This window comes from Micromonospora fiedleri, assembly GCF_016774385.1.
Lineage (GTDB): Bacteria > Actinomycetota > Actinomycetes > Mycobacteriales > Micromonosporaceae > Micromonospora > Micromonospora gifhornensis.
In genome coordinates, this window is the sequence record NZ_JAETXL010000010.1 from 212,370 (window position 1) to 234,936 (window position 22,567).

Sequence of the window (22,567 nt, forward strand, 5' to 3'; positions counted from 1 at the left end):
TCTCCAAAGAGGGTGCGAGGCGGCGCCTGCCCCCGCGCGCCTGCCGTGGCGACACGGCAGCGACAGGCCGGCGGGACCGGGTGGTGACATGACGGTTCACCGTTCGTTGTACCCGCACAGCGCGTCACCCGTGGCCCCACGGACTGTCAGCGTCACGACAGTCGCGTACCTCACACGGCGGTGGCACCGCTCGGAGAGGTGCTGGTCCGGGTGCCGATGCGGTTCACCAGATAGCCGAAGGCGGCGGCGGTGAAGAACATGACGACGCCGTACACGGCCGCCGGGATCGCCATCTGGCTGCTGTTGAGCAACGCCGGGCTGAGCGCGATCGTGATGGCCAGCGTGCTGTTGTGGATGCCGATCTCGAACCCGGCCGCCTTGGCGGCATCGCGGTCGATGCCGGCCAGCCTGGGCACTCCGTAGCCGATCCCGAGGCTCAACAGGTTGAACGCGAGCACGGCGAGGCCGACCGAGACGAAGTAGTCGGCCAGGTTGTCCCGTTCGCCGACCACGGCACCGGCGATCACCGCGACCAGCACGACCACGGACAGGATGCGGACCGGGCGGTTCAGGCTCTCGGCGAGGCGGGGGACCCAGGCACGGACCAGCATGCCGATGGCGACCGGGACGAGCACGATGGCGAAGACCTGGAGCACCTTGTCGAACTGGAGACCGATGCTGCGCGCGTCGCCGAGGAAGTGCGCCGCCGAGAGGTTGACCACGATCGGCAGGGTGAACACGGCGAGCACCGAGTTGATGGCGGTCAACGTGATGTTGAGCGCGACGTGCCCGCCGAAGAGGTGGCTGTAGAGGTTGGCCGTGGTGCCGCCGGGCGATGCGGCGAGCAGCATCATCCCGACGGCCAGTTCCGGCGGCAGACCGAAGGCGAGCACCAGACCGAAGCAGAGCGCCGGTAGCAGCAGCACCTGGCACGCCAGCGCGATCACGGCAGCCTTCGGATGGTGGGCCACCCGGCGGAAGTCGGCGACGGTCAGGCCGAGACCCAGACCGAGCATGATGACGCCGAGGGCGATGGGTAGTCCGATCAGGGTCAGGGCGGAGTCCATGACACAACATCGTTACCACCCGGTAACGCATTTACCATCATCCGTGTGGCCGGATGCTGCGGCAGTTGTCAGGACCACCGCTCGCAGGTGAGCTCGAACCCCGCCGGCACGCTGCTGGTCGCGGCCAGCAGACCGAAGGTCGTCGACGCACCGGGTGCGAGGACGCGGTTGTAGTCGGCGTGCCGCGCCGTCACCTCGGTCGACGCCGTCTCCACCACCGCGTTCCAGATCGACTGGACGCTGCCGCCGCCGGGCCAGCTCCACCGCACGCGCCATCCGTTGAGCTGCTCCGCACCGGTGTTGCGGACGGTGACCGTGGCGACGAAACCGCTGCCCCATCCACTGTCGACGGTGGCGGTCGCGCTGCACGGTGCCGGCAGCCCGGTCCGCGCCGGCCCGCCGATGACGTACCGGTCCCGTACCCCGTGCGCGTCGCTGATCCGGAACCAGTACTCGGTGCCGGGGGTCAACCCGTCGATGGTGACCGTGCCGGAGCGCTCCGGTCCCGAGGTGCCCTGGGCGATCGGGTCCTGCCAGTCGATGGCGTCGTCGTGGCTGCCGAACAGGTGGAACGTGATCGGCGGGTCGTAGCCGCAGGGCGGGACGACGAACGCGCTGTAGGTGATGGTCACGCTGGTGGCGGTCGTCCCGGTCACCATGGCGTTGATCGGCAGCACCGGTGGGCAGACCGGGGTCGGCGACGGCGTCGGGGTCGCCACGGGTGCGGTCTGCGCGACGGCGGGCGTGGCGAGCCCGGCGGCCAGGGTCAGGGTCGCGGTGGCCAGCACCACGCCGAAGATGCGTTTCATCCGTACCTCCCGGGTCGGCCACCTCTCGCGGCGGCCGGTCGTTCCAACTGGAGGAGGAGGGCCCGGCACGGGGTTCTTCCCGTGCGTCCCCTTGCCCTGCAACGAATCGCGCGGCTCCCGACGCGATCCGCACCGAGTCTTTCAGTCGACGATCGTCGATACAACGGTTGTCGTGACGAAGATCCGGGGCCCGACCGGAGCCGGCCATCGACCGAACGGGCCTTGCGTCGACGGCGTGGTTTCCGGATCAGGGCAACAGGACGACGTGCAGGGTGCGCGGCCCGTGCACGCCCTCCACCCGGTTGAGTTCGATGTCGCTGGTGGCCGACGGACCGCTGATCCAGGTCAGCGGACGCCGCGGGGTGAGCCGGGCGAGCGCCTCGGGCACGGTCGCCACCACCTGGGCCGACCGCAGCACGCAGACGTGCCGGTCCGGCAGCAGGCTGAGCACCCGTCGACCCTGGTCGGGTGAGCCGTCGAGGACGACCGTGCCGGTCTCGGCGACCGCCACCGCCGCGGCGGTGACCACGGCGTCCGCCGCCGCGATCCGCCCGTTGTCGAGGTCATGGTCGGGCCGCACGGTCACGGTCGACGGCAACCAGGCCGACGGCAACCCCGGCGGTACGACGACCGTCGCTCCCGCCGGCAGGATCGCGGCGATCGTGTCGGCGACGGCGTCCTCGCTCACCCGGTGCACCCGGGCCCGGTAGTCGATCAGCCGCGCGACGAACCGGTCCAGGTCGAGCGGGCCGGTGTGCCGGTAGTCCCGGGGCACCTCGACGGGAGCGACCGGGCCACCGGCGGAGAGGGCGGCGCGCAACCGACCGAGCATCAGGTCCCGGGAGCTCATCGCCCGGCCCACCACTGGCGGAACGTCTGCGCCGGCGGGTCGGGCAGATCACGACTTGCGGCCCAGCCGTCCAGCGGCGGCGGCAGCGCGCGCCCACGCCGCCCGGCGAGCCGACTCAGCCGTACGGCCCGCTGCGCCGCCTCGTACAGCCGCGGATGGTCCATCGTGTACGCGGCCGCCGCCATCGCCGCCGCCTCGGCGCGCGGGTGCGGCGCCTGGTCCCGCAACTGCACCAGCAGCTCCGGGATGTTGATCATCACCGGGCACGCGTCGTAGCAGGCGCCGCAGAGCGACGAGGCGTACGGCAGCGAGGCGTTGTCGGCCACCCCGGTCAGTTGCGGGGACAGCACCGCCCCGATCGGCCCCGGGTAGACCGACCCGTAGGCGTGTCCGCCGGTGCGCTCGTACACCGGGCAGACGTTCAGGCAGGCCGAGCAGCGGATGCAGTGCAGCGCCTGCCGGCCGGTCGGGTCGGCCAGTACGGCGCTGCGCCCGTTGTCCAGCAGCACCAGGTGGAACGCCTGCGGCCCGTCGCCGGGGGTCACGCCCGTCCACATCGAGGTGTACGGGTTCATCCGCTCCCCCGTCGAGGCGCGGGGCAGCAGTTGCAGGAACACCTCCAGGTCCTGCCAGGTCGGCACCACCTTCTCGATGCCCATCACGGTGATCAGCGTCTCCGGCAGGGTGAGGCACATCCGCCCGTTGCCCTCGGACTCCACCACCGCGAGGGTGCCGGTCTGCGCCACGGCGAAGTTGGCCCCCGACACGGCCACCTTCGTGGTGAGGAACGTCTGCCGCAGGTAGCCACGGGCGGCGGCGGCCAGGGCGGCCGGCTCGTCGGTCAGCCCGGGATCCACGCCGGGCATGGCCCGCAGGAAGATCTCCCGGATCTCGGCCCGGTTGCGGTGGATGGCCGGGACCAGGATGTGGCTCGGGCGGTCGTCACCGAGTTGGACGATCAGCTCGGCCAGGTCGGTCTCCACCGGCGTGATCCCAGCGGCGGCCAGCGCCTCGTTGAGCCCGATCTCCTGGGTGGCCATCGACTTGACCTTGATCACCCGCTCGCTGCCGGTGGCCCGCACCAGGTCGGTGACGATCCGGTTGGCCTCGGTGGCGTCGGCAGCCCAGTGCACCTCTCCCCCGGCCTCGGTCACCCGCTCCTCCAGCTGCTCCAGCAGCTCCGGCAGGCGCGCCAGGACATCGGTCTTGATCGCCCGGCCGGCCTCGCGCAACTGCTGCCAGTCCGGCACCTCGGCGATCATCCCGGCCGATCTGGCCCGGATGGTCGCGGTGGCGTGCCCGAGGTTGCGCCGCAGTTGCGGGTCGGCGAGGCTGCGCCGGGCCACGCTCGGGAACGGCTCCGTGCCGCGCAGGTGTCCCACGCCGGGCGGCGCGGTCGACGGCATGCCGAGGAAGGTGTGGGTCACCGCTGCACCGCCACACGCTCACCGGCGGTCGCGCTGCGCTCGGTCGAGGCCAGGATCTCGGCGAGGTGCACCGTCCGGACCCCGGTACGCAGCCGGGACAGGCCGCCGCCGAGGTGCATCAGGCACGAGGAGTCGCTCGCCGTGCAGACGTCCGCCCGGGTGGACAGCACGTGACGCATCTTGTCGGCAAGCATCGCCGTCGAGGTGTCGGCGTTCTTCACCGCGAAGGTCCCCCCGAATCCGCAGCACTGCTCGGCGTCCGGCAGCTCGACCAGGTCCAGACCGCGTACCGCGCGCAGCAGTCGCAGCGGCCGGTCGCCGACCCGCAGCATCCGCAACGAGTGGCAGGTCGGGTGGTAGGTGACCCGGTGCGGGTAGTAGGCGCCCACATCGGTCACCCCAAGCACGTCGACGAGCAGTTCCGACAGCTCGTACGTCCGCGCCGCCACGTCCTCGGCCCGGCCGGCCAACCGGTCGTCGCCCGCCCGTCGGGCCACCAGCGGGTGCTGGTGGCGCACCGACCCCACACACGACCCCGACGGCGCCACGATCACGTCGTACGGGTCGAAGGTCCGTACGTGTCGACGGATCAACGGCAGCGCCTCGCGTTGGTAGCCGGTGTTGACGTGCATCTGCCCGCAGCAGGTCTGCTCGGACGGGAAGACCACCTCGTGACCGAGCCGCTCCAGCAGCCGTACCGTGGCCTTCGCCGCCTCGGGAAAGACGGTGTCGGCCAGGCAGGTCACGAACAACGCGATGCGCACGTCTCACCTCCCGCCGGGTGACCGGCAGTACGGCGGCCCCGGCCGGCCGCGCGATCACCTGAGTCTGCCGCACCGACCGTCGCCAGGCGAGCGCGCCGGTACGGCCGGGACGGCTATTGACCGCAGGCGATGATCCGCCTAGCTTCATCGATCAGGAAGGTCTCTTTACTGATTTCGCTTCATCCCTCGTGGGAGTGCCGATGCGACCGTTCCGCCACCGCCGCCTCACCGCCCTCGTCGCCCTGACCACCCTGCTGATCACCGCCGCGCCGCCGAGCACCGCCAGCGCGGGCGAGCACCGCCGTGCCGGGTACCACCGGGTCGGCTACTTCACCCAGTGGGGCATCTACGGCCGGGCCTTCCCGGTCAAGAAGCTCGACACCTCGGGTGCGGCCGCCCGGCTCACCCACATCAACTACGCGTTCGGCAACGTCAGCGAGGATGGTCGCTGCTTCGTCGACGGTGGACCGGGCGAGGGTGACGCCTGGGCCGACTACCAGCGACCGGTACCCGCCGAGGAGAGCGTCGACGGCGTCGCCGACGCCTGGGGCGAGCCGCTCAACGGCAACTTCGGCCAGCTGGCCAAGCTCAAGGCCAAGCACCCCGACCTCAAGGTGCTGATCTCGCTGGGCGGCTGGAACTGGTCGACGTACTTCTCCAACGCCGCCCGCACCGACGCCAGCCGCAAGGCGTTCGTGGCCTCCTGCATCGACCTCTACCTCAAGGGCAACCTGCCGATCCTCGACGGCGGCAGCGGCGGACCGGGTGCCGCCGCCGGGGTGTTCGACGGCATCGACCTCGACTGGGAGTGGCCGAACTGGCCCGGCGAACCGGGCAACGTGATCCGCCCGGAGGACCGGGAGAACTTCACCAAGCTGCTCGCCGAGTTCCGCCGGCAACTCGACGCCTACGGTCGTACGACCCGCAGACACCACCCGCTCACCGCGTTCCTGCCGGCCAACCCGGCGACCATGGACGCCGGGTACGAGGGCCGCAAGATCTTCAAGTACCTGGACTTCGCCACGGTGCAGGGTTACGACTTCCACGGCACCTGGGAGACGGTGACCAACCAGCAGTCGGCGCTGCGGGTGCCGCGGGGCGCACCGGGCAGCCCGGACTTCTCCGTCGAGGTGGCCGTCGACGGCTGGCTCGCCCGTGGCGCGCCCCGGGCCAAGCTGGTCCTCGGCATCCCCTACTACGGTCAGGGCTGGACCGGCGTCACCGGCGGCGGCAACGGCCTGTTCCGGCCCGCCACCGGGCCCGCACCCGCCACCCACGCCGCCGGCTACGAGGACTACAAGCAGCTGAAGACGCTGACCGGCAAGGGCTTCACCGTGCACCGCGACCTCCGCGCCGGGCACGCCTGGCTGTTCGACGGTACGACCTTCTGGACGTACGACGATCCGGCGGTGGTGCTCCAGAAGACGCTCTACATCCGGCGGACCGGGCTGGGCGGGGCGATGATCTGGTCGCTGGACGGCGACGACGACAACGCCACCCTGACCAGGACGATCAGCCTCGGACTGACGACGCGGTAGCCGTCACCGGGACCGGCCGGCACCGCTGGCCGGCCCCGGCCTCCGGCTACCATCGCCCGATGGATCTTCGAGGAACGATCAGCCCTGATCGCCCGCTGCTCGTGCTGGCCCTCGCGGAGGAGGCCGCCCACCTCGATGCGCGCCTGCCGGTGCTGCTCACCGGCATGGGCAAGATCAACGCGGCGACCGCCGTCGCGGCGACCCTGGCCCGCACACCGCTGCCCGCGGCGGTGATCAACCTCGGTACCGCCGGCGCGCTGCAACCCGGCTGGGCCGGCACCCACGAGGTGGGCAGCGTCCTGCAACACGACCTGGACACCGACTTCCTCCGCCGGTTGACCGGTCAGTCCGTCGGGGCACCGCTGGCCCTCGGCGACGGCCCGGTGCTCGCCACCGGCGACCAGTTCATCGCCGACGACGACGCCCGCGCCGCCCTGGCCACCCGCGCCCACCTGGTCGACATGGAGGGCTACGCGGTCGCCTCGACCGCCCAGCGGTTCGGCGTACCGGTCCGTCTGATCAAGCAGGTCAGCGACGAGGCCGGCGACGGGGCGGCGCGTACCTGGCAGGAGTCGGTGGACCAGTGCGCCCGGCAGCTCGCCGACTGGGTCCGCGACCACCTCTGAGCCACATCAGCCCCCCAACCCGGCAGCGGCCGGGCCGGTCAGACCGCCAGGCAGCTGGCCCGGTTGCCGCCCGCCCGCTTGGCCGCGTACATCGCGCTGTCGGCGTGGCTGAGCGCCTGCTCCAGGCAGTACGCCGGGCCGCAGGCGACCCCGACGCTGACCTGCGCCGGCCAGGCGGTCAGACCGGCCACGGCCTCCACGGTCCGCTGCGCCACCAGCCGGGCCAGCGTGGCGTCCGCGCCCGGCAGGATGGCGACGAACTCGTCCCCGCCCAACCGCGCCACGAAGTCGCCCTGCCGCACGCTCGTCGTGAGCAGGTGGGCCACCGCCCGCAGCACGTCGTCGCCGGTGGAATGGCCCAGCGAATCGTTGATGTGCTTGAACCGGTCGATGTCCACCGCCAGCACCGCCACCGGGTGGTCGGCGGCGTCGGGATGGGCCAGAGCACGCAGGAACCTGTCGAGACCACGGCGGTTCGCCACACCCGTCAGCGGATCGGTCTGCGCCGCCCGCTCGGCCTGCTCGTGCTGCCACCGCAGCGCGTCGTACGCCTGCATCGTCATCGCGGTGTGCAGCCAGTGGTGCCGTTGCCGCCACAGCAACTCGGCGAGGGTGTCGCCGTAGGTGAGCCCGGGTCTCGCACCGGCCGAGCCGGTCGCCGCCAGCAGCACCGCGTGGGTACGGTGCACCGCCGCCGAGATCAGGCAGTCGGTCTCGGGTGACAGCAGGGCGACGGCCTCCTCGATGACCCGCAGCGCCTCCTCGGGTCGCCCCGAGCGGCGCAGCGCGACGGCGTGGAAGGGCCGGCACAGCAGGATCTCCTGATGCTGTTCGGGCAGTCCGTGGATGCGCAGCAGGTTGGTGTAGCGGGGAATGTCGACCGCCGCAGCGGCCGGGTCCTGCCGGTCGGCTCGGGAGCACGCCGCGTACAGCAGGGCCGAGAGCCGCCACACCTCCGCCTTCGGGCCGGACGCCTCGGCGACCGCCCGCATCGCGTACTCCTCCGCAGCGGTGGTGTGCCGTTCCGCCTCGGCGATCTGACCGACCTGGTACAGCTCCAACGCCCAGATCAGGTTGAGCTCGGCGAGGTTGCACAGCCACATCGCCCGGTTGCCGTTGTCCGGATAGGACGCGCGCCGGGTCGCCTGGTAGGCCGCCTCGAACTGGGGTGCGGCCAGCTCGTAGAGGCGAAGCTGGGCGTAGCCGATCGCGATCCCGGTGTGCGCGTTGCCCGTGATCACCGGGTTGGGTTCGTCGGCCAGCAGAGCGGTTTCCGCGCTGACGAGATCGCGGAGCACCGCTTCGATGTCGTACTCGGCGAGGTCCTGGCCGCCGAGGCGGAGCCGCCGGGTCGCCCGCAGCGACAGCGCGCAGGACCGCCAGCCGGCGCTGCCCTCACGGTCGGCGGCGGCCAGCATCAGGTCGGCCGCGTCGATCGCGGCCCGCAGGTCACCCAGGCGGGTCAGGGCCACCACGCGGGCGAAGTGCATCGCCGCCGGGCCGTCGGCGATCTGCCCGGTGGGTTCGCGAAGCGCCGACTCCGCGGCGGTCAACACCTGCGCCGCGCCACCGGCCTGCGCCTCCTCAAGGAGGCGGAGCGCCCCGAGGGTCACCTCGTCCATGCGGCCTCCGCACCGGCCAGGTAGGAAATCAGCCCGATGGTACGGCAACGGCCTCGCTTCGGGGAGTCACCGGCCAGCGCGGTGATCAACTCCGTTCCGCCGAAACAGCGGTCTCACACCGCCACGCACCCCGCCGTTTCGGCGATGCGGCGCGCCTCAACCAAGCAGGCCCGGGTCACGGTGAGGTGATCGGTGGCAGCGGCAGTTCGACGGCGGCCGGGTCACCGAGCCGTACCGCGGAGTGGGCCGGTGGTTGTTTCTCGGCCCGGGGCAGCCGGGTGTGCACCCGGCCCCGTCCGGCCGGATCCGGCCGGACGGTCACCTCGCAGGTCACCATCTGGATCGGTGGCGGCGGTGGGGTGAAGCGGCCGGTGCCCCAGCGCAGCCAGAGCGGTATCCGTCCGGCTTCCGCCTCGGCGAGCAGCTTCTCCCAGGTGCGGCGGCGGGTGCCGTGGTCGATCTCGACGACGACCGGCGGCCCGTCGGGGCGGGCACAGGCCACGTCGAGCACCGACTGCTGGGCGGACATCGGCGGCGGCAGCGGCAGTACGCTCGGCGCCCGCCGGTAGACCCGCCAGCCGCGCCCCTGCGCCCAGTCCGCGACGGTGTCGACCAACAGTGCGGTGACCTGGTCGGTGCTCAGATCGGTGAAGGCGAGCCGGTCGACCCGCTCCGCCAGCCACCGCCCCTCCTCGCCCACCCCCGCAGCCTAACCACTCCCCATTCCCACCCCGCCCGCCTGGTTGTGGCAGTGGAGCTGGCCGGCACCCGGGGTGCGGACCAGCTCCGCTGCCACAACGACGGCTTCGGTGGGTTCAGGGCACCTGTTGGATGCGGACGAGGTTGCCGGAGGGGTCGCGTACGGCGCAGTCGCGTCGCCCGTACGGCTGGTCGGTCGGCTCCTGGACCACCTCGACGTCGGCGGCCTGGAGCCGGTCGAAGGTCTTGTCCAGCTCCGGGGTGGCCAACAGGATGCCGGCGTAGGTGCCCTTGGCCATCATCTCGGCGATGGTGGCGCGTTCGTCGGCGGTGATGCCGGGGTCGACCGCCGGCGGTGTGAGGACGATGGAGGTGTCGGGCTGTCCGGGCGGACCGACGGTGATCCAGCGCATCCCACCGTGCCCCACGTCGAGGCGGACCTCGAAGCCGAGGATGTCGCGGTAGAAGGCCAGCGCCGCCTCCGGGTCGGTGTGCGGCAGGAAGCTCGCGTTGATGGTGATGTTCATGCTGGTCACGCTAATCGCGCCCGGACCAATGCGGCTTCTCGATTCCTGACCACCTCACCGACCGACATAGCCGGCCAGGTGCTCACCGGTGACGGTGGCGCGGGAGGCGACGAGATCGGCGGGGGTGCCCTCGAAGACGACCCGGCCGCCGTCGTGGCCGGCGCCGGGACCGAGGTCGATGATCCAGTCGGCGTGCGCCATGACCGCCTGGTGGTGCTCGATGACGATCACCGACTTGCCGGCGTCGACCAGCCGGTCGAGCAGCCCGAGCAGGTGCTCGACGTCGGCCAGGTGCAGGCCGCTGGTCGGCTCGTCGAGCACGTAGACGCCACCCTTCTCCGCCATGTGGGTGGCCAGCTTGAGTCGCTGCCGTTCACCACCGGAGAGGGTGGTGAGGGGCTGGCCGAGGCTGAGGTAGCCGAGCCCGACGTCGGCCAGCCGGGCCAGGATGGCGTGCGCGGCCGGGACACGAGCCTCACCGCTGCCGAAGAACGCCTCAGCCTCGGTGACGGACATGGCCAGCACCTCGCTGATGTTCCGCCCGCCGAGGTGGTACTCCAGCACCGCGGGCTGGAACCGCTTGCCCTCGCAGTCCTCGCAGGTGGTGGCGACCCCGGCCATCATGGCCAGGTCGGTGTAGATGACACCGGCGCCGTTGCAGGTCGGGCAGGCGCCCTCGGAGTTGGCGCTGAACAACGCCGGCTTCACCCCGTTGGCCTTGGCGAACGCCTTGCGGATCGGTTCGAGCAGTCCGGTGTACGTGGCCGGGTTGCTGCGCCGCGAGCCCCGGATCGGGGTCTGGTCGACGGCCACCACGCCGTCGCGCCCGGAAACCGAGCCGTGGATCAGGGAACTCTTGCCCGAGCCGGCCACCCCGGTGACGACGACCAGCACGCCGAGCGGGATGTCCACGTCGACGTCGCGCAGGTTGTGCGTCGCCGCGCCACGGACCTCCAGCGCGCCGGTGGCGGTCCGTACGCTCTCCTTGAGGCTGGCCCGGTCGTCGAGGTGCCGACCGGTGAGGGTGCCGCTGGCCCGCAGCCCCTCGACGGTGCCCTCGAAGCAGACCGAGCCGCCGGCCGTACCCGCGCCGGGGCCGAGGTCGACGACGTGGTCGGCGATCGCGATGGTCTCCGGCTTGTGCTCGACCACGAGCACCGTGTTGCCCTTGTCCCGCAACCGCAGCAGCAGGTCGTTCATCCGGGCGATGTCGTGCGGGTGCAGCCCGACGGTCGGCTCGTCGAAGACGTAGGTGACGTCGGTCAGCGACGACCCGAGATGCCGGATCATCTTGGTGCGTTGCGCCTCGCCACCGGAGAGGGTGCCCGACGGCCGGTCGAGGGAGAGGTAACCGAGACCGATCTCCACGAACGAGTCGAGGGTGTGCCCGAGCGAGGTCAGCAGCGGCGCCACCGACGGCGCGTCCAGCGACCGGACCCATTCGGCCAGGTCGCTGATCTGCATGGCGCAGAGGTCGGCGATGTTGCGCCCGTCGATCTTCGAGGAGCGGGCCAGCTCGCTGAGCCGGGTGCCACCGCAGTCGGGACAGGTGCCGAAGGTGATCGCCCGGTCGACGAAGGCGCGGATGTGCGGCTGCATCGCCTCCCGGTCCTTGGACAGGAAGGACTTCTGGATCCGCGGGATCAGGCCCTCGTACGTCACATTGACGTTGTCGACCTTGATCTTGGTCGGCTCCTTGTAGAGCAGGTCGTTCAGCTCGCGCTTGGTGAACTTGCGGATCGGCTTGTCCGGATCGAGGAAGCCGCTACCGCTGAAGATGCGGCCGTACCAGCCGTCGACGCTGTAGCCCGGGATGGTCAGGGCGCCCTCGTTGAGCGACTTGCTGTCGTCGTAGAGCGCGGACAGGTCGAAGTCGCTGATCCGGCCCATTCCCTCACAGCGGGGACACATGCCGCCGGTGATGGTGAAGCTGCGGCGCTCCTTCGTCGTGGCGCCGCCGCGCTCGATGGTGACCGCACCCGCGCCGCTGATCGACGCCACGTTGAAGGAGAACGCCTGCGGCGAGCCGATGTACGGCTGACCGAGCCGGCTGAACAGGATCCGCAGCATGGCGTTGGCGTCGGTGACCGTGCCGACCGTCGAGCGGACGTTCGCGCCCATCCGTTCCTGGTCGACGATGATCGCGGTGGTCAGCCCGTCGAGCACGTCGACCTCGGGGCGCGCCAGGGTCGGCATGAAGCCCTGGACGAAGGCGCTGTACGTCTCGTTGATCAGCCGTTGCGACTCGGCGGCGATCGTGCCGAACACCAGCGAACTCTTGCCCGAGCCGGAGACCCCGGTGAACACCGTCAGCCGGCGCTTGGGGATCTCGATGCTGACGTCCTTGAGGTTGTTCTCCCGTGCGCCGTGCACCCGGATCAGGTCGTGGCTGTCGGCGACGTGCGACGACGGGGCGCCCGCGCTCGTGGTCCTGCTCATCGATCTCTCCATCCCCGTGAACGTTCGTGTGCGCCGGTCACGCTAGCTGCGGCCGGCCCACCGACGCTTCTCGAATCCTGATCGGCCGGGTCACCTGCTTCGACACGCACGCGGGCAGCTCCGCGGCGCCGGTGAGCGCCTGACGCCGGTAGGTGCTCGGCGGCACCCCGACCAATTCGGTGAACCTGGTGCTGAACGTGCCCAACGAGCCACAACCGACCGCGAAACAGACGTCGGTGACGCTGAGGTCGCCACGACGCAGCAGCGCCATCGCCCGCTCGATGCGCCGGGTCATCAGATAGGCGTACGGCGACTCGCCGTAGGCGAGCCGGAACTGGCGGCTGAGGTGACCGGCCGACATGTTCACCCCACGGGCGAGCGCCTCGACGTCCAGCGGCTGAGCGTACTCACGGTCGATCCGGTCCCGGACCCGACGCAGCCGCGCCAGGTCCCGCAGCTGCTCGGCCGAGGCTCTGCTGGTCACCCGCGAAATCGTGCCATGGCGCACCGGCAGTTGCCCACTTCCGGCGACGGCCCCGCCGTGTCGTTCTCGTGCCGACCGGGGGCGAGGAGGTCAAGGACCGGATCGCGCAGTTGAGGCGAAGACACCAAAAGGTTTTGTGTGGTTCCTACAACCCGGCCGCGCAGGCTTCGGCGGTTACGGCATGGCGCTACCCGTTCTCAGGCAGAACAGTGTTCACTGCCGGGGCTGCCGTCCTCGGCGCACCGTACGTCACAGGTCTACCGGAGGGGTCGGTCGGGTGTTCAGCCGTATCGCCATCGTCAACCGGGGTGAGGCCGCCATGCGGCTCATTCACGCGGCCCGAGAACTGGCTGCGCAGACCGGGACACGGATCGAGACCGTCGCCCTCTATACCGACGTGGACCGCACCGCCACCTTCGTACGCGAGGCGGACCTGGCCTACGAGCTCGGCCCCGCCTCCGCGCGGCCGTACCTCAACCTGGCGACCCTGGAGCGCGCCCTGGTGGCGACCGGGGCCGACGCGGCGTGGGTCGGTTGGGGCTTCGTCGCCGAGGATCCGGCCTTCGCGGAGCTGTGCGAGAAGATCGGTGTCACCTTCATCGGGCCGAGCCCGGAGGCGATGCGCCAACTCGGCGACAAGATCGGTGCGAAGCTGCTCGCCGAGCAGGTGGGTGTGCCGGTCGCGCCGTGGAGCCGGGGCGCGGTCGAGAACCTCAACGCCGCGCGGGCGGCGGCTGCCGAGATCGGCTACCCGCTGATGCTCAAGGCCACCGCCGGCGGTGGTGGGCGCGGCATCCGGGTGATCACCAGCGAGGCCGAGCTGGCCGACGCGTACGAGCGCACCAGCCAGGAGGCGGCACGGGCGTTCGGCAGCGGGGTGGTCTTCCTGGAGCGCCTGGTCACCGGCGCCCGACACGTCGAGGTCCAGGTGATCGCCGACGGTCAGGGCACCGCCTGGGCGCTGGGCGTCCGCGACTGCTCGGTGCAGCGGCGCAACCAGAAGATCATCGAGGAGTCGGCCTCGCCGGTCCTCAGCGCCGAGCAGGCAGCCGAGCTCAAGGCGTCGGCCGAGCGGCTGGCGCTGGCCGTCGGCTACCGGGGAGCGGCGACCGTCGAGTTCCTCTACCACCCCGGTGACCGGCTGTTCGCCTTCCTGGAGGTCAACACCCGACTCCAGGTCGAGCACCCGATCACCGAGTCCACCACCGGGTTCGACCTGGTGAAGGCGCAGCTGTGGGTGGCGGCGGGTCGACGGCTGGAAGGCGAGGCGCCCGTCGAGCGGGGGCACGCCATCGAGGCCCGGCTCAACGCCGAGGATCCCGACCGCGATTTCGCCCCCTCCCCCGGCCGGGTGGCCCGGCTGGACCTGCCCGCCGGCCCGGGCATCCGGGTGGACACCGGCATCAGCGAGGGTGACACCATCCCGGCCGACTTCGACTCGATGATCGCGAAGATCATCGCCTACGGTCGGGACCGCGACGAGGCGCTCGGTCGACTCCGTCGGGCGATGGCCGAGACCACGGTGATCATCGAGGGTGGCGCGACCAACAAGAGCTTCGTCCTCGACCTGCTCGACCAGCCCGAGGTGATCGAGGCCAGCGCGGACACCGGCTGGATCGACCGGGTCCGTGGCGCCGGTGGGCTCGTCGGGCACCGGCACTCCGCCGTCGCGCTGGCCGCCGCCGCCATCGAGGCGTACGAGGAAGAGGAGCGCGGCGAGCGGCACCGGCTGCTGGCCACGGCGGCCGGTGGACGCCCACAGGTGCAGCACGTCGGCGGTCGACCGTTGGACCTCAAGCTGCGCGGCGTCGGCTACCGCATGCGGGTGGCGCGTACCGGTGCGCACCGGTTCCGGGTCGGGATCGAGGTCGGCGGCGAGGTCCGTACCGCGGACGTCGAACTCGACCGTTTCGACAGGCACACCGGGCAGATCGTCGTCAACGGCGCCCAGCACCGCCTGCTCACCGCCACGCACGGGCCGATCCACCTGGTCGAGGTGGACGGGGTGACGCACCGGGTCAGCCGGGACGAGGGCGGTGTGCTCCGGGCGCCCATGCCCGCGCTTGTCGTCGCCACGCCGTTGGCGGTGGGCGCGGAGGTCGAGGCGGGCGCGCCGGTGCTGGTGCTGGAAGCCATGAAGATGGAGACGGTGCTGCGGGCGCCGTTCCGGGCGCGGCTCAAGGAGTGCGCGGTCTCGGTGGGCAGTCAGGTGGAGGCGGGCGCGCCGCTGCTGCGGCTGGACCCGATCGCCGACGACGACGCCGAGCCCGGCGCCGACCCGGCCGGCCCCGCCGTCGAACTGGATCTGCCGACCGCCCCCGGGCAGGTCCCGGCGCTGGCCCGCGCCCGTCGCGGCCAGGAGGATCTGCGCGGTCTGCTGCTCGGCTTCGACGTCGACCCGCACAACGACCGGCGGGTGCTCGACGACTACCTGGTCGCCCGGCAGGAGGCCACCGAGGACGGTCACCGGCCGCTGGCCGAGGAACTGGACCTGCTCAACGTCTTCGCCGACCTCGCCGAGCTGAGCCGCAACCGGCCCACCGGCGAGGACGGTGGCAGCCCCCACGTGCACAGCGACCGGGAGTACTTCCACACCTACCTGCAGAGCCTCGACGTCGAGCGGGCCGGTCTGCCCGCCACCTTCCAGGCCAAGCTGGCCCGGGCCCTCGGGCACTACGGCGTGACCGAACTGGACCGCTGCGGCGACCTCGAAGCCGCCGTCTTCCGGATCTTCCTCGCCCAGCAGCGGGCCTCCGCCGACGCCGCCGTCGTCACGGCGTTGCTGCGGGCGTGGCTTCAGGAGCCGCCGCCGGAGGAGTCGCTGCGCGAGCCGATCGGGCTGGCCCTGGAGCGGCTGCTGGCCGCCACACAGGTCCGTTTCCCGGTGATCGCCGACCTCGCCCGGGGAGTGGTCTTCGCCTGGTTCGCCCAACCGCTGCTGCGTCGCAACCGGGCCCGCGTCTACGCGGAGGTCCGCAAGCACCTGCGCCACCTGGACGCGCACCCGGACGCGCCGGACCGGGCCGACCGGATCGCCGCGATGGTACGCAGCACCGAGCCGCTGGTCCGGCTGCTCGGCCAGCGACTGCTGCGTGACCACCTCGACAACACGGTGATGCTGGAGGTGCTGACCCGCCGGTACTACGGCAACAAGCAGCTCATCGGCGTACGCGCCCACGAGGTGGGTGGCTGCACCTTCGTGGTCGCCGAGCGGGCCGACTCGTCGCTGGTCTCCGCCGCGGTCGGCTTCGACGCGCTGGGCGACGCGCTGCGCGGGCTCGCCGAGTTGGCCGCCGACGAGGAGGCCGTCAACGCCGACATCTACCTGGCCTGGGAGAACCAGCCGGAGGACTTCGACGCGATGGCGGCGGCGCTGCTCGCGGTGATCAACGCGCAGCCGTTGCCACCGCAGGTACGCCGACTCACCGCCACCGTCGCGGGCAGCGGCGGGGCGGTCATGCACCACCACTTCACGTTCCGTCCGGCGAGCACCGGGATGGCTGAGGAGCGGTTGATCCGCGGTCTGCACCCGTACATCGCGCAGCGGATGCAGTTGGAGCGGCTGCGCAAGTTCGACCTGACCCGGCTGCCGTCGGCGGACGAAGAGGTCTACCTGTTCCAGTGCGCGGCCCGGGAGAACCCGTCCGACGACCGGCTCGTCGCGTTCGCGCAGGTACGCGACCTGACCGAGCTGCGCGACCACGACGGTCGACTGGTCGCGCTGCCGACCACCGAGGACGCGGTGGCGGCCTGTCTCGACTCGATCCGCCGGGCCCGGGCCCTGCAACCGTCGAAGACCCGCTTCAACACCAACCGCATCGTGATCTACGTGTGGCCGCCGAGCGGCCTGACCCGCGCCGAGATGGAGATGATCGCCGGGCGGGTACGCCCGACGACGGCGGGCGCCGGGCTGGAGGAGATCCTGTTCATCGCGCGGCAGCGCGACCGCGCCACCGGCCAGTTGACCAAGGTCGGGATCCGGATCGCCTTCGACGCCACCGGCGGTGCCGAGCTGACCGTCGGTGAGCCGCCGATCGAGCCGATCGAGCCGCTGGACGACTACCGGCTGAAGGTGCTGCGGGCCAGCAGCCGCAACACCGTCTACCCGTACGAACTGACCCGACTGCTCGGCGACTTCGTCGAGTACGACCTCGACGAGACCCACACGCTCGTGCCGGTGGACCGGCCGAAGGGCCGCAACAGCGCGGCGATCGTCGCGGGTGTGGTCAGCACGAAGACCGCCCGGCACCCGGAGGGCATCAGCCGGGTGATCCTGCTCGGCGACCCGACGAAGGCGCTCGGCGCGTTGTCGGAGCCGGAGTGCCGCCGGGTGATCGCCGCCCTGGATCTGGCCGAGCGGATGCAGGTGCCGCTGGAGTGGTACGCGCTGTCCGCCGGTGCCCGCATCTCGATGACCTCGGGCACCGAGAACATGGACTGGGTGGCGGCGGCGCTCAAGCGGATCGTCGAGTTCACCCAGGACGGCGGCGAGATCAACATCGTGGTGGCCGGCATCAACGTCGGCGCGCAGCCGTACTGGAACGCCGAGGCCACGATGCTCATGCACACCAAGGGTGTGCTGGTGATGACGCCGGATTCGGCGATGGTGCTCACCGGCAAGCAGTCGCTGGACTTCTCCGGTGGCGTCTCCGCGGAGGACAACTTCGGCATCGGCGGCTACGACCGGGTGATGGGCCCGAACGGGCAGGCGCAGTACTGGGCGCCGAACCTGCCCGCCGCGCGGGACGTGCTGATGGCGCACTACGACCACACGTACGTCGTGCCGGGTGAGGCAGCGCCTCGGCGGACCAGCACCACCGACCCGGTCGACCGGGACATCTCGGACTTCCCGCACTCGGTGGCCGGCAGCGACTTCACCACCGTCGGCGAGATCTTCTCCGCCGAGGCCAACCCGGACCGCAAGAAGCCGTTCGACATCCGTACGGTGATGCGGGCCCTGTCCGACCAGGACCACCCGGTCCTGGAGCGGTGGGCGGGGATGGCCGACGCGGAGACCGCGGTGGTGCAGGACGTCCACCTCGGTGGCATCCCGGTGTGTCTGCTCGGCATCGAGTCGCGGTCGGTGCCCCGGCACGGTTTCCCGCCCACCGACGGCCCGGACACCTACACGGCCGGCACCCTGTTCCCCCGGTCGTCGAAGAAGGCCGCGCGGGCGATCAACGCGGCCAGCGGCAACCGGCCGCTGGTGGTGCTGGCCAACCTGTCCGGCTTCGACGGCTCACCGGAGTCGATGCGCAAGCTGCAACTGGAGTACGGCGCCGAGATCGGCCGGGCGATCGTCAACTTCCGTGGGCCCATCGTGTTCTGCGTGATCTCGCGGTACCACGGTGGCGCGTTCGTGGTCTTCTCCAAGGCGTTGAACCCGAACATGACGGTGCTGGCGCTGGAGGGCTCCTTCGCCTCGGTGCTGGGCGGTGCCCCGGCTGCCGCCGTGGTCTTCTCCCGCGACGTCGACGCCCGTACCGCCGCCGATGCCCGGGTACGGGACATGCAGGCCCGGGTCGCCGCCGCCTCCGGCACCGACCGTGCCACGTTGACCGCGGAACTCGACGAGCTGCGTTCGTCGGTACGGGCGGAGAAGCTCGGCGAGGTGGCCGCCGAGTTCGACCGGGTGCACAACATCCACCGTGCGGTCGAGGTCGGTTCCGTCGACGCCGTCATCCGCGCGGCCGAGTTGCGCCCCCGCATCATCGAGGCCATCGAGGCGCACCTGCGGTAGGTGGGACGGCTCTCGCGCCGGCCCGCCAGGACACACGACAGCCGCCCCCACCGATGTCGGTGGGGGCGGCTACAGTGCGAACCCGTGTCGTCGACCGAGGTCCTGACCGCCACTGCGGCGGATCGTCCGCAGGTGGTCAGCGCTCTCGTCGCCGCCTTCGCGGACGACCCGGTGCTGCGTCATCTCTTCCCCGACCCGCACGACTACCCGCGGTTGGCCGCCGTGTTCTTCGGCCACCTCTTCGACAAGCGGGTCGGGCTGGGCACGATCTGGACGATCGGGCCGGGTGCCTCGACCGCGGTCTGGCAGCCGCCCTCCGGCGGTGATCCGACCTCGACCGACCTGCTCGAAACCCACCTGCCCGCCGACGCGCTGGCCCGCACCCGCGCCTACGACGACGCGGTGCACGCCGCCCTGCCGGCCGAGCCGTACTGGTACCTCGGTGTGCTGGGGACCCGCCCGGACAGCGCCGGGCGCGGGCTGGGGCGGGCGGTGATGGCGGCCGGTCTGCGGCGGGCCGCCGCCGACGGCCTGCCCGCGATCCTGGAGACCAGCAACCCGGCCAACGTCGAGTTCTATCGCCGGGCCGGGTGGCAGGTCGTTGGCCGGGTCGACGAGCCCCTGCCGATCTGGGTGATGCGGCAGTGATCAGCCCACCGCCGACCGGTTGAGGTGAGGCGCTGACCGGTTCGGTCAGGCCAGCGACAGGAAGAGCTTCTCCATCTGGTCGAGGTTGGCCTTGCGCTCCTCGCCCGGTGCGGCGGTGACGCACTGCTGGAGACCACTCGCAATGATCTTGAAGCCGGCGCGGTCCAGGGCGCGCGACACGGCTGCGAGCTGAGTCACCACCTCGGCGCAGTCCCGCCCGTCTTCGAGCATTCCGATGACACCTCGGATCTGCCCCTCGGCACGGCGCAGTCGCTTGATCACGTCATCGACCGCATTCTCGTCTACCTGCATGTTCCCCCCTCTCGATCGGCCCGAATCAACGGTACACCCGGGGGTATACGCCTGACCTGTGCCCATCGGTGACCTTCGTCGGTTTGCCGTCGCCGGCCGGCTCGGCCATACTCGGTTCAGATACCCCCGGGGGTATCCATGCCACGGATCACCAAGGAGTAGCCACATGAGTGCCAAGAATGCGTCACCCGCTGTCGACGTCGCCACCGCCCGCGCCCTGATCGCCAACAACCCCGACACGTTGATCGTGGACGTGCGCACACCCGGGGAATACGACAGCGCCCACGTGCCCGGCTCGATCAACCTGCCGCTGGACCAGGTCGACGCGCACCTGGGGCGGATCGTCGAAGACGCCGGTGGCCGGATGCTGCTGATCTGCCAGTCCGGCGCCCGGGCCACCCAGGCGTGCACCAAGCTGGCCAACGCCGGACTGCCCGCCGCCACCGTGGTCACCGGCGGGATGAACGCCTGGATCACCGCGGGCGGTCCGGTCGAGCGGGGCCGTGAGCGGTGGAGCCTGGAGCGCCAGGTGCGCCTGGTGGCCGGTGCCATCGTCCTGCTGTCGATCGTGATCAGCATCTGGGTGCCGGCGGCGCGCTTCGTGGCCGGGTTCATCGGGGCCGGCCTGACCTTCGCCGCGCTGAGCAACACCTGCGCCATGGGCATGATGCTGACCAAGCTGCCGTACAACCGGGGCGCCACCTGCGACGTCGACGCCTCCCTCGCCCGGCTGCGCGCACCGGGGCTGCGGGCATGAACTCGACCTATCCGACACAGGACCGCTCGGGCCTGGCCCGAGTGGTGCCGTTGGTGGGGTGGTTGCGCCACTATGACCGGAAGATCTTCCGGCACGACCTGGTAGCCGGTCTGACCGTGGCCGTCATGTTGGTGCCGCAGAGCATGGCGTACGCCACCCTGGCCGGAATGCCGCCGGTGACCGGCCTGTACGCCTCGATCGTGCCGCTGGTGGTCTACGCCCTGCTCGGCACCTCCGGCTCCCTCGCCGTCGGCCCGGTGGCCATCACCGCGCTGATGACCAGCGCGGCGCTCGCCGGTCGGGCCGACGGTGACCCGGCCCGGTACGCCGCGCTGGCCGCCCTGCTCGCGCTGCTGGTCGGCGGCATCCAGGTGCTGCTCGGGGTGCTGCGACTCGGGGTGCTGGTCAACTTCATGTCCCATCCGGTGCTGTCCGGGTTCACCTCGGCGGCCGCGATCGTCATCGCCGCCAGCCAGGTCAAGGACCTGTTCGGGCTGAACATGGGCCGCGCGGAGACCTTCCCCGAGATCGTCGCGGCGCTGTGGGGCGCGGCCACCACCGCACACGGCCTGACCATCATCGTGTCGTTGGTCAGCGTCGCCGCGCTGGTGCTGCTGCGCCGGTACGCACCACGGCTGCCCGGCGCGCTGCTCGTGGTCGCCGGCATCACCGCGGTCAGCGCCGCGTTCTCGTTCGGCGACCGAGGCGTCAAGATCCTCTCGAACGTGCCGGCGGGCCTGCCGGTACCCGCGCTGCCGACCCTGTCCGGCCAGGACGTCCAGGCGCTGCTGCCGGCGGCGATCGCCATCGCGCTGGTGGCGTACCTGGAGGGCATCGCGGTGGCCAAGACGCTCGCCGCGAAGTCCCGCCAGCAGGTCGGCCCGGACCGGGAACTGGTGGCGGTGGGCGCGGCCAACCTGTCGGCCGGTCTGTTCCAGGCGTTCCCGGTGGCCGGCGGGCTGTCCCGCAGCGCCGTCAACTTCTCCGCCGGCGCTCGTACGCCGGTGGCGACGCTGGTGACCGCGGCGATGGTGGCGCTCACCGCGCTGCTGCTGACGCCGGCCTTCCACCACCTGCCCCGGGCGGTGCTCGCCGCGATCGTGGTGGTCGCCGTGCTCGGCCTGGTGGACCGCAAGGGTGCGGCCACCACCTGGCGGGTACGCCGTACCGACGGCCTGGCACTGGCCCTGACCTTCCTGGTCACCCTGCTCGTCGGGGTCGAGCCGGGGCTCGCCGCGGGCGTGGCGTTCAGCCTCGGGGTCTTCGTGTGGCGCTCCGCCCGGCCGCACACCGCCGAACTCGGCCGGGTGCCGGACACCGACCGGTACCGCAACGTGCAGCGGTTCCCCGGCCTGCTCACCGACCCACGGTTCGCGGTGGTCCGGGTCGACGGCCCGCTCTACTTCGCCAACGCCCAACGGCTGTCCGACCAGCTGCTCACCATGGCCGGACAACGGACCGGACTGGCGGCCATCGTGTTGGACGCCAGTGCGATCACCGACATCGACACCGACGGCGCGACCGCCCTGGCGGAGCTGCGCGAACGACTCGCCGGGCACGACGTGGTGCTGCATCTGGCCACCGTCCGGGGACCGGTGCGCGATCTGCTCGATCGCGCCGGGGTGTGGCGATCGGTCCGCGACGCGGGCCACGTGCACCCCGACATCCCCACCGCCCTGGCGGCCGCCGAAGGCACTCCCGCCGGGGACAGGACGACCCTCGCGGTGGTCGGTGGCGGCGCGGACCGGGAGGTGCAGTGACCCAATCGCATCGCTTCGCCACGATGGTGACCTGCATCGACGGGCGCATCCAGCGCCCGCTCGACGAGTGGGTACGACAACACCTCGGCGTCGACTACCTCGACACGATCACGGAGCCGGGACCTGCTGCGGTGCTGGCCTCGACCGGTGAACAACGGTTGACCGCCGTACTGGAGAAGGTGGCGGTGTCGCAGCAGGCTCATGGCAGCGGCACGCTGGTCATCGCCGGGCACGCCGACTGCGCGGGCAATCCGGTGTCCGCCGAGGAGCATCGCGACCAGCTCCGCCGGAGCGTGGCCCGACTCGCGCGACGGTTGCCCGACACCCGGATCCTCGCGGTGCACGCCGGCCAGTGCGGGGAGCGCTGCTGGGATCCCGAACTCGTCGCGGAGGTCTCGCCCGCGCCCCGGCCACCGGCGTAGCGCGAGACACCGTACGGGTGGCCCGAAGTTGCATTGTTCACGACTGTCGTTCGGATACCCCGGGGGGTATACATTA

At 71.4% G+C, this 22,567-nt stretch carries 18 protein-coding genes; 7 read left to right on the plus strand and 11 right to left on the minus strand.

The window, feature by feature from the left end:
• Positions 1-170: 170 nt before the first annotated feature.
• From JMF97_RS25830 to JMF97_RS25850, 5 genes are all read right to left on the minus strand, one after another.
• On the minus strand, positions 171-1,067 hold the full coding sequence (locus JMF97_RS25830; protein ID WP_203223869.1) for a bile acid:sodium symporter family protein: 897 nt from the start codon (positions 1,065-1,067) through the stop codon (positions 171-173).
• Between the two features lie 68 nt (positions 1,068-1,135).
• A complete protein-coding gene (locus JMF97_RS25835; RefSeq protein WP_238360124.1) occupies positions 1,136-1,876 on the minus strand; it encodes a cellulose binding domain-containing protein in 741 nt (246 codons plus the stop codon).
• Positions 1,877-2,123: 247 nt separating this feature from the next.
• A complete protein-coding gene (locus JMF97_RS25840) occupies positions 2,124-2,726 on the minus strand; it encodes a LutC/YkgG family protein (protein WP_203223870.1) in 603 nt (200 codons plus the stop codon).
• Positions 2,723-4,132, minus strand: coding sequence for a lactate utilization protein B (locus JMF97_RS25845; RefSeq protein WP_203223917.1), 1,410 nt, complete (start codon positions 4,130-4,132; stop codon positions 2,723-2,725). The genes JMF97_RS25840 and JMF97_RS25845 overlap by 4 nt, the downstream gene beginning before the upstream one ends.
• A 17-nt stretch (positions 4,133-4,149) precedes the next feature.
• Complete coding sequence (locus JMF97_RS25850; RefSeq protein ID WP_203223871.1) at positions 4,150-4,917, minus strand: (Fe-S)-binding protein; 768 nt, start codon at positions 4,915-4,917, stop codon at positions 4,150-4,152.
• Positions 4,918-5,117: 200 nt separating this feature from the next.
• Here JMF97_RS25850 and JMF97_RS25855 point away from each other — a divergent pair, with 200 nt between their 5' ends.
• Both JMF97_RS25855 and JMF97_RS25860 read left to right on the plus strand, forming a co-directional pair.
• Positions 5,118-6,455 (plus strand): glycoside hydrolase family 18 protein, encoded by a 1,338-nt coding sequence (locus JMF97_RS25855; RefSeq protein WP_203223872.1) that lies wholly within the window; start codon positions 5,118-5,120, stop codon positions 6,453-6,455.
• Positions 6,456-6,514: 59 nt separating this feature from the next.
• A complete protein-coding gene (locus JMF97_RS25860) occupies positions 6,515-7,081 on the plus strand; it encodes a nucleosidase (protein WP_203223873.1) in 567 nt (188 codons plus the stop codon).
• A gap of 38 nt (positions 7,082-7,119) precedes the next feature.
• On the opposite strand, the gene JMF97_RS25865 is transcribed toward JMF97_RS25860, so the two are convergent.
• The 5 genes from JMF97_RS25865 to JMF97_RS25885 all read right to left on the minus strand — a co-directional run bounded on the left by JMF97_RS25865 (position 7,120) and on the right by JMF97_RS25885 (position 12,852).
• Positions 7,120-8,703 (minus strand): GGDEF domain-containing protein, encoded by a 1,584-nt coding sequence (locus tag JMF97_RS25865; RefSeq protein WP_203223874.1) that lies wholly within the window; start codon positions 8,701-8,703, stop codon positions 7,120-7,122.
• A gap of 175 nt (positions 8,704-8,878) precedes the next feature.
• On the minus strand, positions 8,879-9,403 hold the full coding sequence (locus JMF97_RS25870) for a hypothetical protein (RefSeq protein WP_203223875.1): 525 nt from the start codon (positions 9,401-9,403) through the stop codon (positions 8,879-8,881).
• A 115-nt stretch (positions 9,404-9,518) separates the two neighbouring features.
• A complete protein-coding gene (locus tag JMF97_RS25875) occupies positions 9,519-9,929 on the minus strand; it encodes a VOC family protein (RefSeq protein WP_203223876.1) in 411 nt (136 codons plus the stop codon).
• A 54-nt stretch (positions 9,930-9,983) separates the two neighbouring features.
• Positions 9,984-12,368: an ATP-binding cassette domain-containing protein gene (locus JMF97_RS25880; RefSeq protein WP_203223877.1), complete on the minus strand. Its 2,385-nt coding sequence runs from the start codon at positions 12,366-12,368 to the stop codon at positions 9,984-9,986.
• A gap of 37 nt (positions 12,369-12,405) precedes the next feature.
• Positions 12,406-12,852 carry a helix-turn-helix transcriptional regulator gene (locus tag JMF97_RS25885; protein ID WP_203223878.1) on the minus strand — a complete coding sequence of 149 codons (447 nt, stop codon included), beginning with the start codon at positions 12,850-12,852 and terminating at the stop codon, positions 12,406-12,408.
• A 277-nt stretch (positions 12,853-13,129) separates the two neighbouring features.
• Here JMF97_RS25885 and JMF97_RS25890 point away from each other — a divergent pair, with 277 nt between their 5' ends.
• Together JMF97_RS25890 and JMF97_RS25895 are read left to right on the plus strand one after the other, a co-directional pair.
• On the plus strand, positions 13,130-18,592 hold the full coding sequence (locus JMF97_RS25890; RefSeq protein ID WP_203223879.1) for an ATP-binding protein: 5,463 nt from the start codon (positions 13,130-13,132) through the stop codon (positions 18,590-18,592).
• Between the two features lie 84 nt (positions 18,593-18,676).
• The gene (locus tag JMF97_RS25895) at positions 18,677-19,240 is read left to right on the plus strand and encodes a GNAT family N-acetyltransferase (protein WP_203223880.1); all 564 of its coding nucleotides are present in this window, start codon (positions 18,677-18,679) and stop codon (positions 19,238-19,240) included.
• Between the two features lie 45 nt (positions 19,241-19,285).
• Here JMF97_RS25895 and JMF97_RS25900 read toward each other — a convergent pair whose 3' ends face one another.
• Positions 19,286-19,552, minus strand: a complete 267-nt coding sequence (locus tag JMF97_RS25900) for a metal-sensitive transcriptional regulator (protein WP_013732478.1) — start codon at positions 19,550-19,552, stop codon at positions 19,286-19,288.
• Between the two features lie 166 nt (positions 19,553-19,718).
• Between JMF97_RS25900 and JMF97_RS25905 the strand changes: the two genes are divergently transcribed.
• Genes JMF97_RS25905 through JMF97_RS31555 form a run of 3 tightly spaced genes read left to right on the plus strand, consistent with a single transcriptional unit; the run spans position 19,719 to position 22,491 of the window.
• Positions 19,719-20,309: a rhodanese-like domain-containing protein gene (locus tag JMF97_RS25905; protein WP_203223881.1), complete on the plus strand. Its 591-nt coding sequence runs from the start codon at positions 19,719-19,721 to the stop codon at positions 20,307-20,309.
• Complete coding sequence (locus JMF97_RS25910) at positions 20,306-22,069, plus strand: SulP family inorganic anion transporter (protein ID WP_203223882.1); 1,764 nt, start codon at positions 20,306-20,308, stop codon at positions 22,067-22,069. The genes JMF97_RS25905 and JMF97_RS25910 overlap by 4 nt, the downstream gene beginning before the upstream one ends.
• Complete coding sequence (locus JMF97_RS31555) at positions 22,066-22,491, plus strand: carbonic anhydrase (protein ID WP_238360125.1); 426 nt, start codon at positions 22,066-22,068, stop codon at positions 22,489-22,491. The genes JMF97_RS25910 and JMF97_RS31555 overlap by 4 nt, the downstream gene beginning before the upstream one ends.
• Positions 22,492-22,567: the final 76 nt, after the last annotated feature.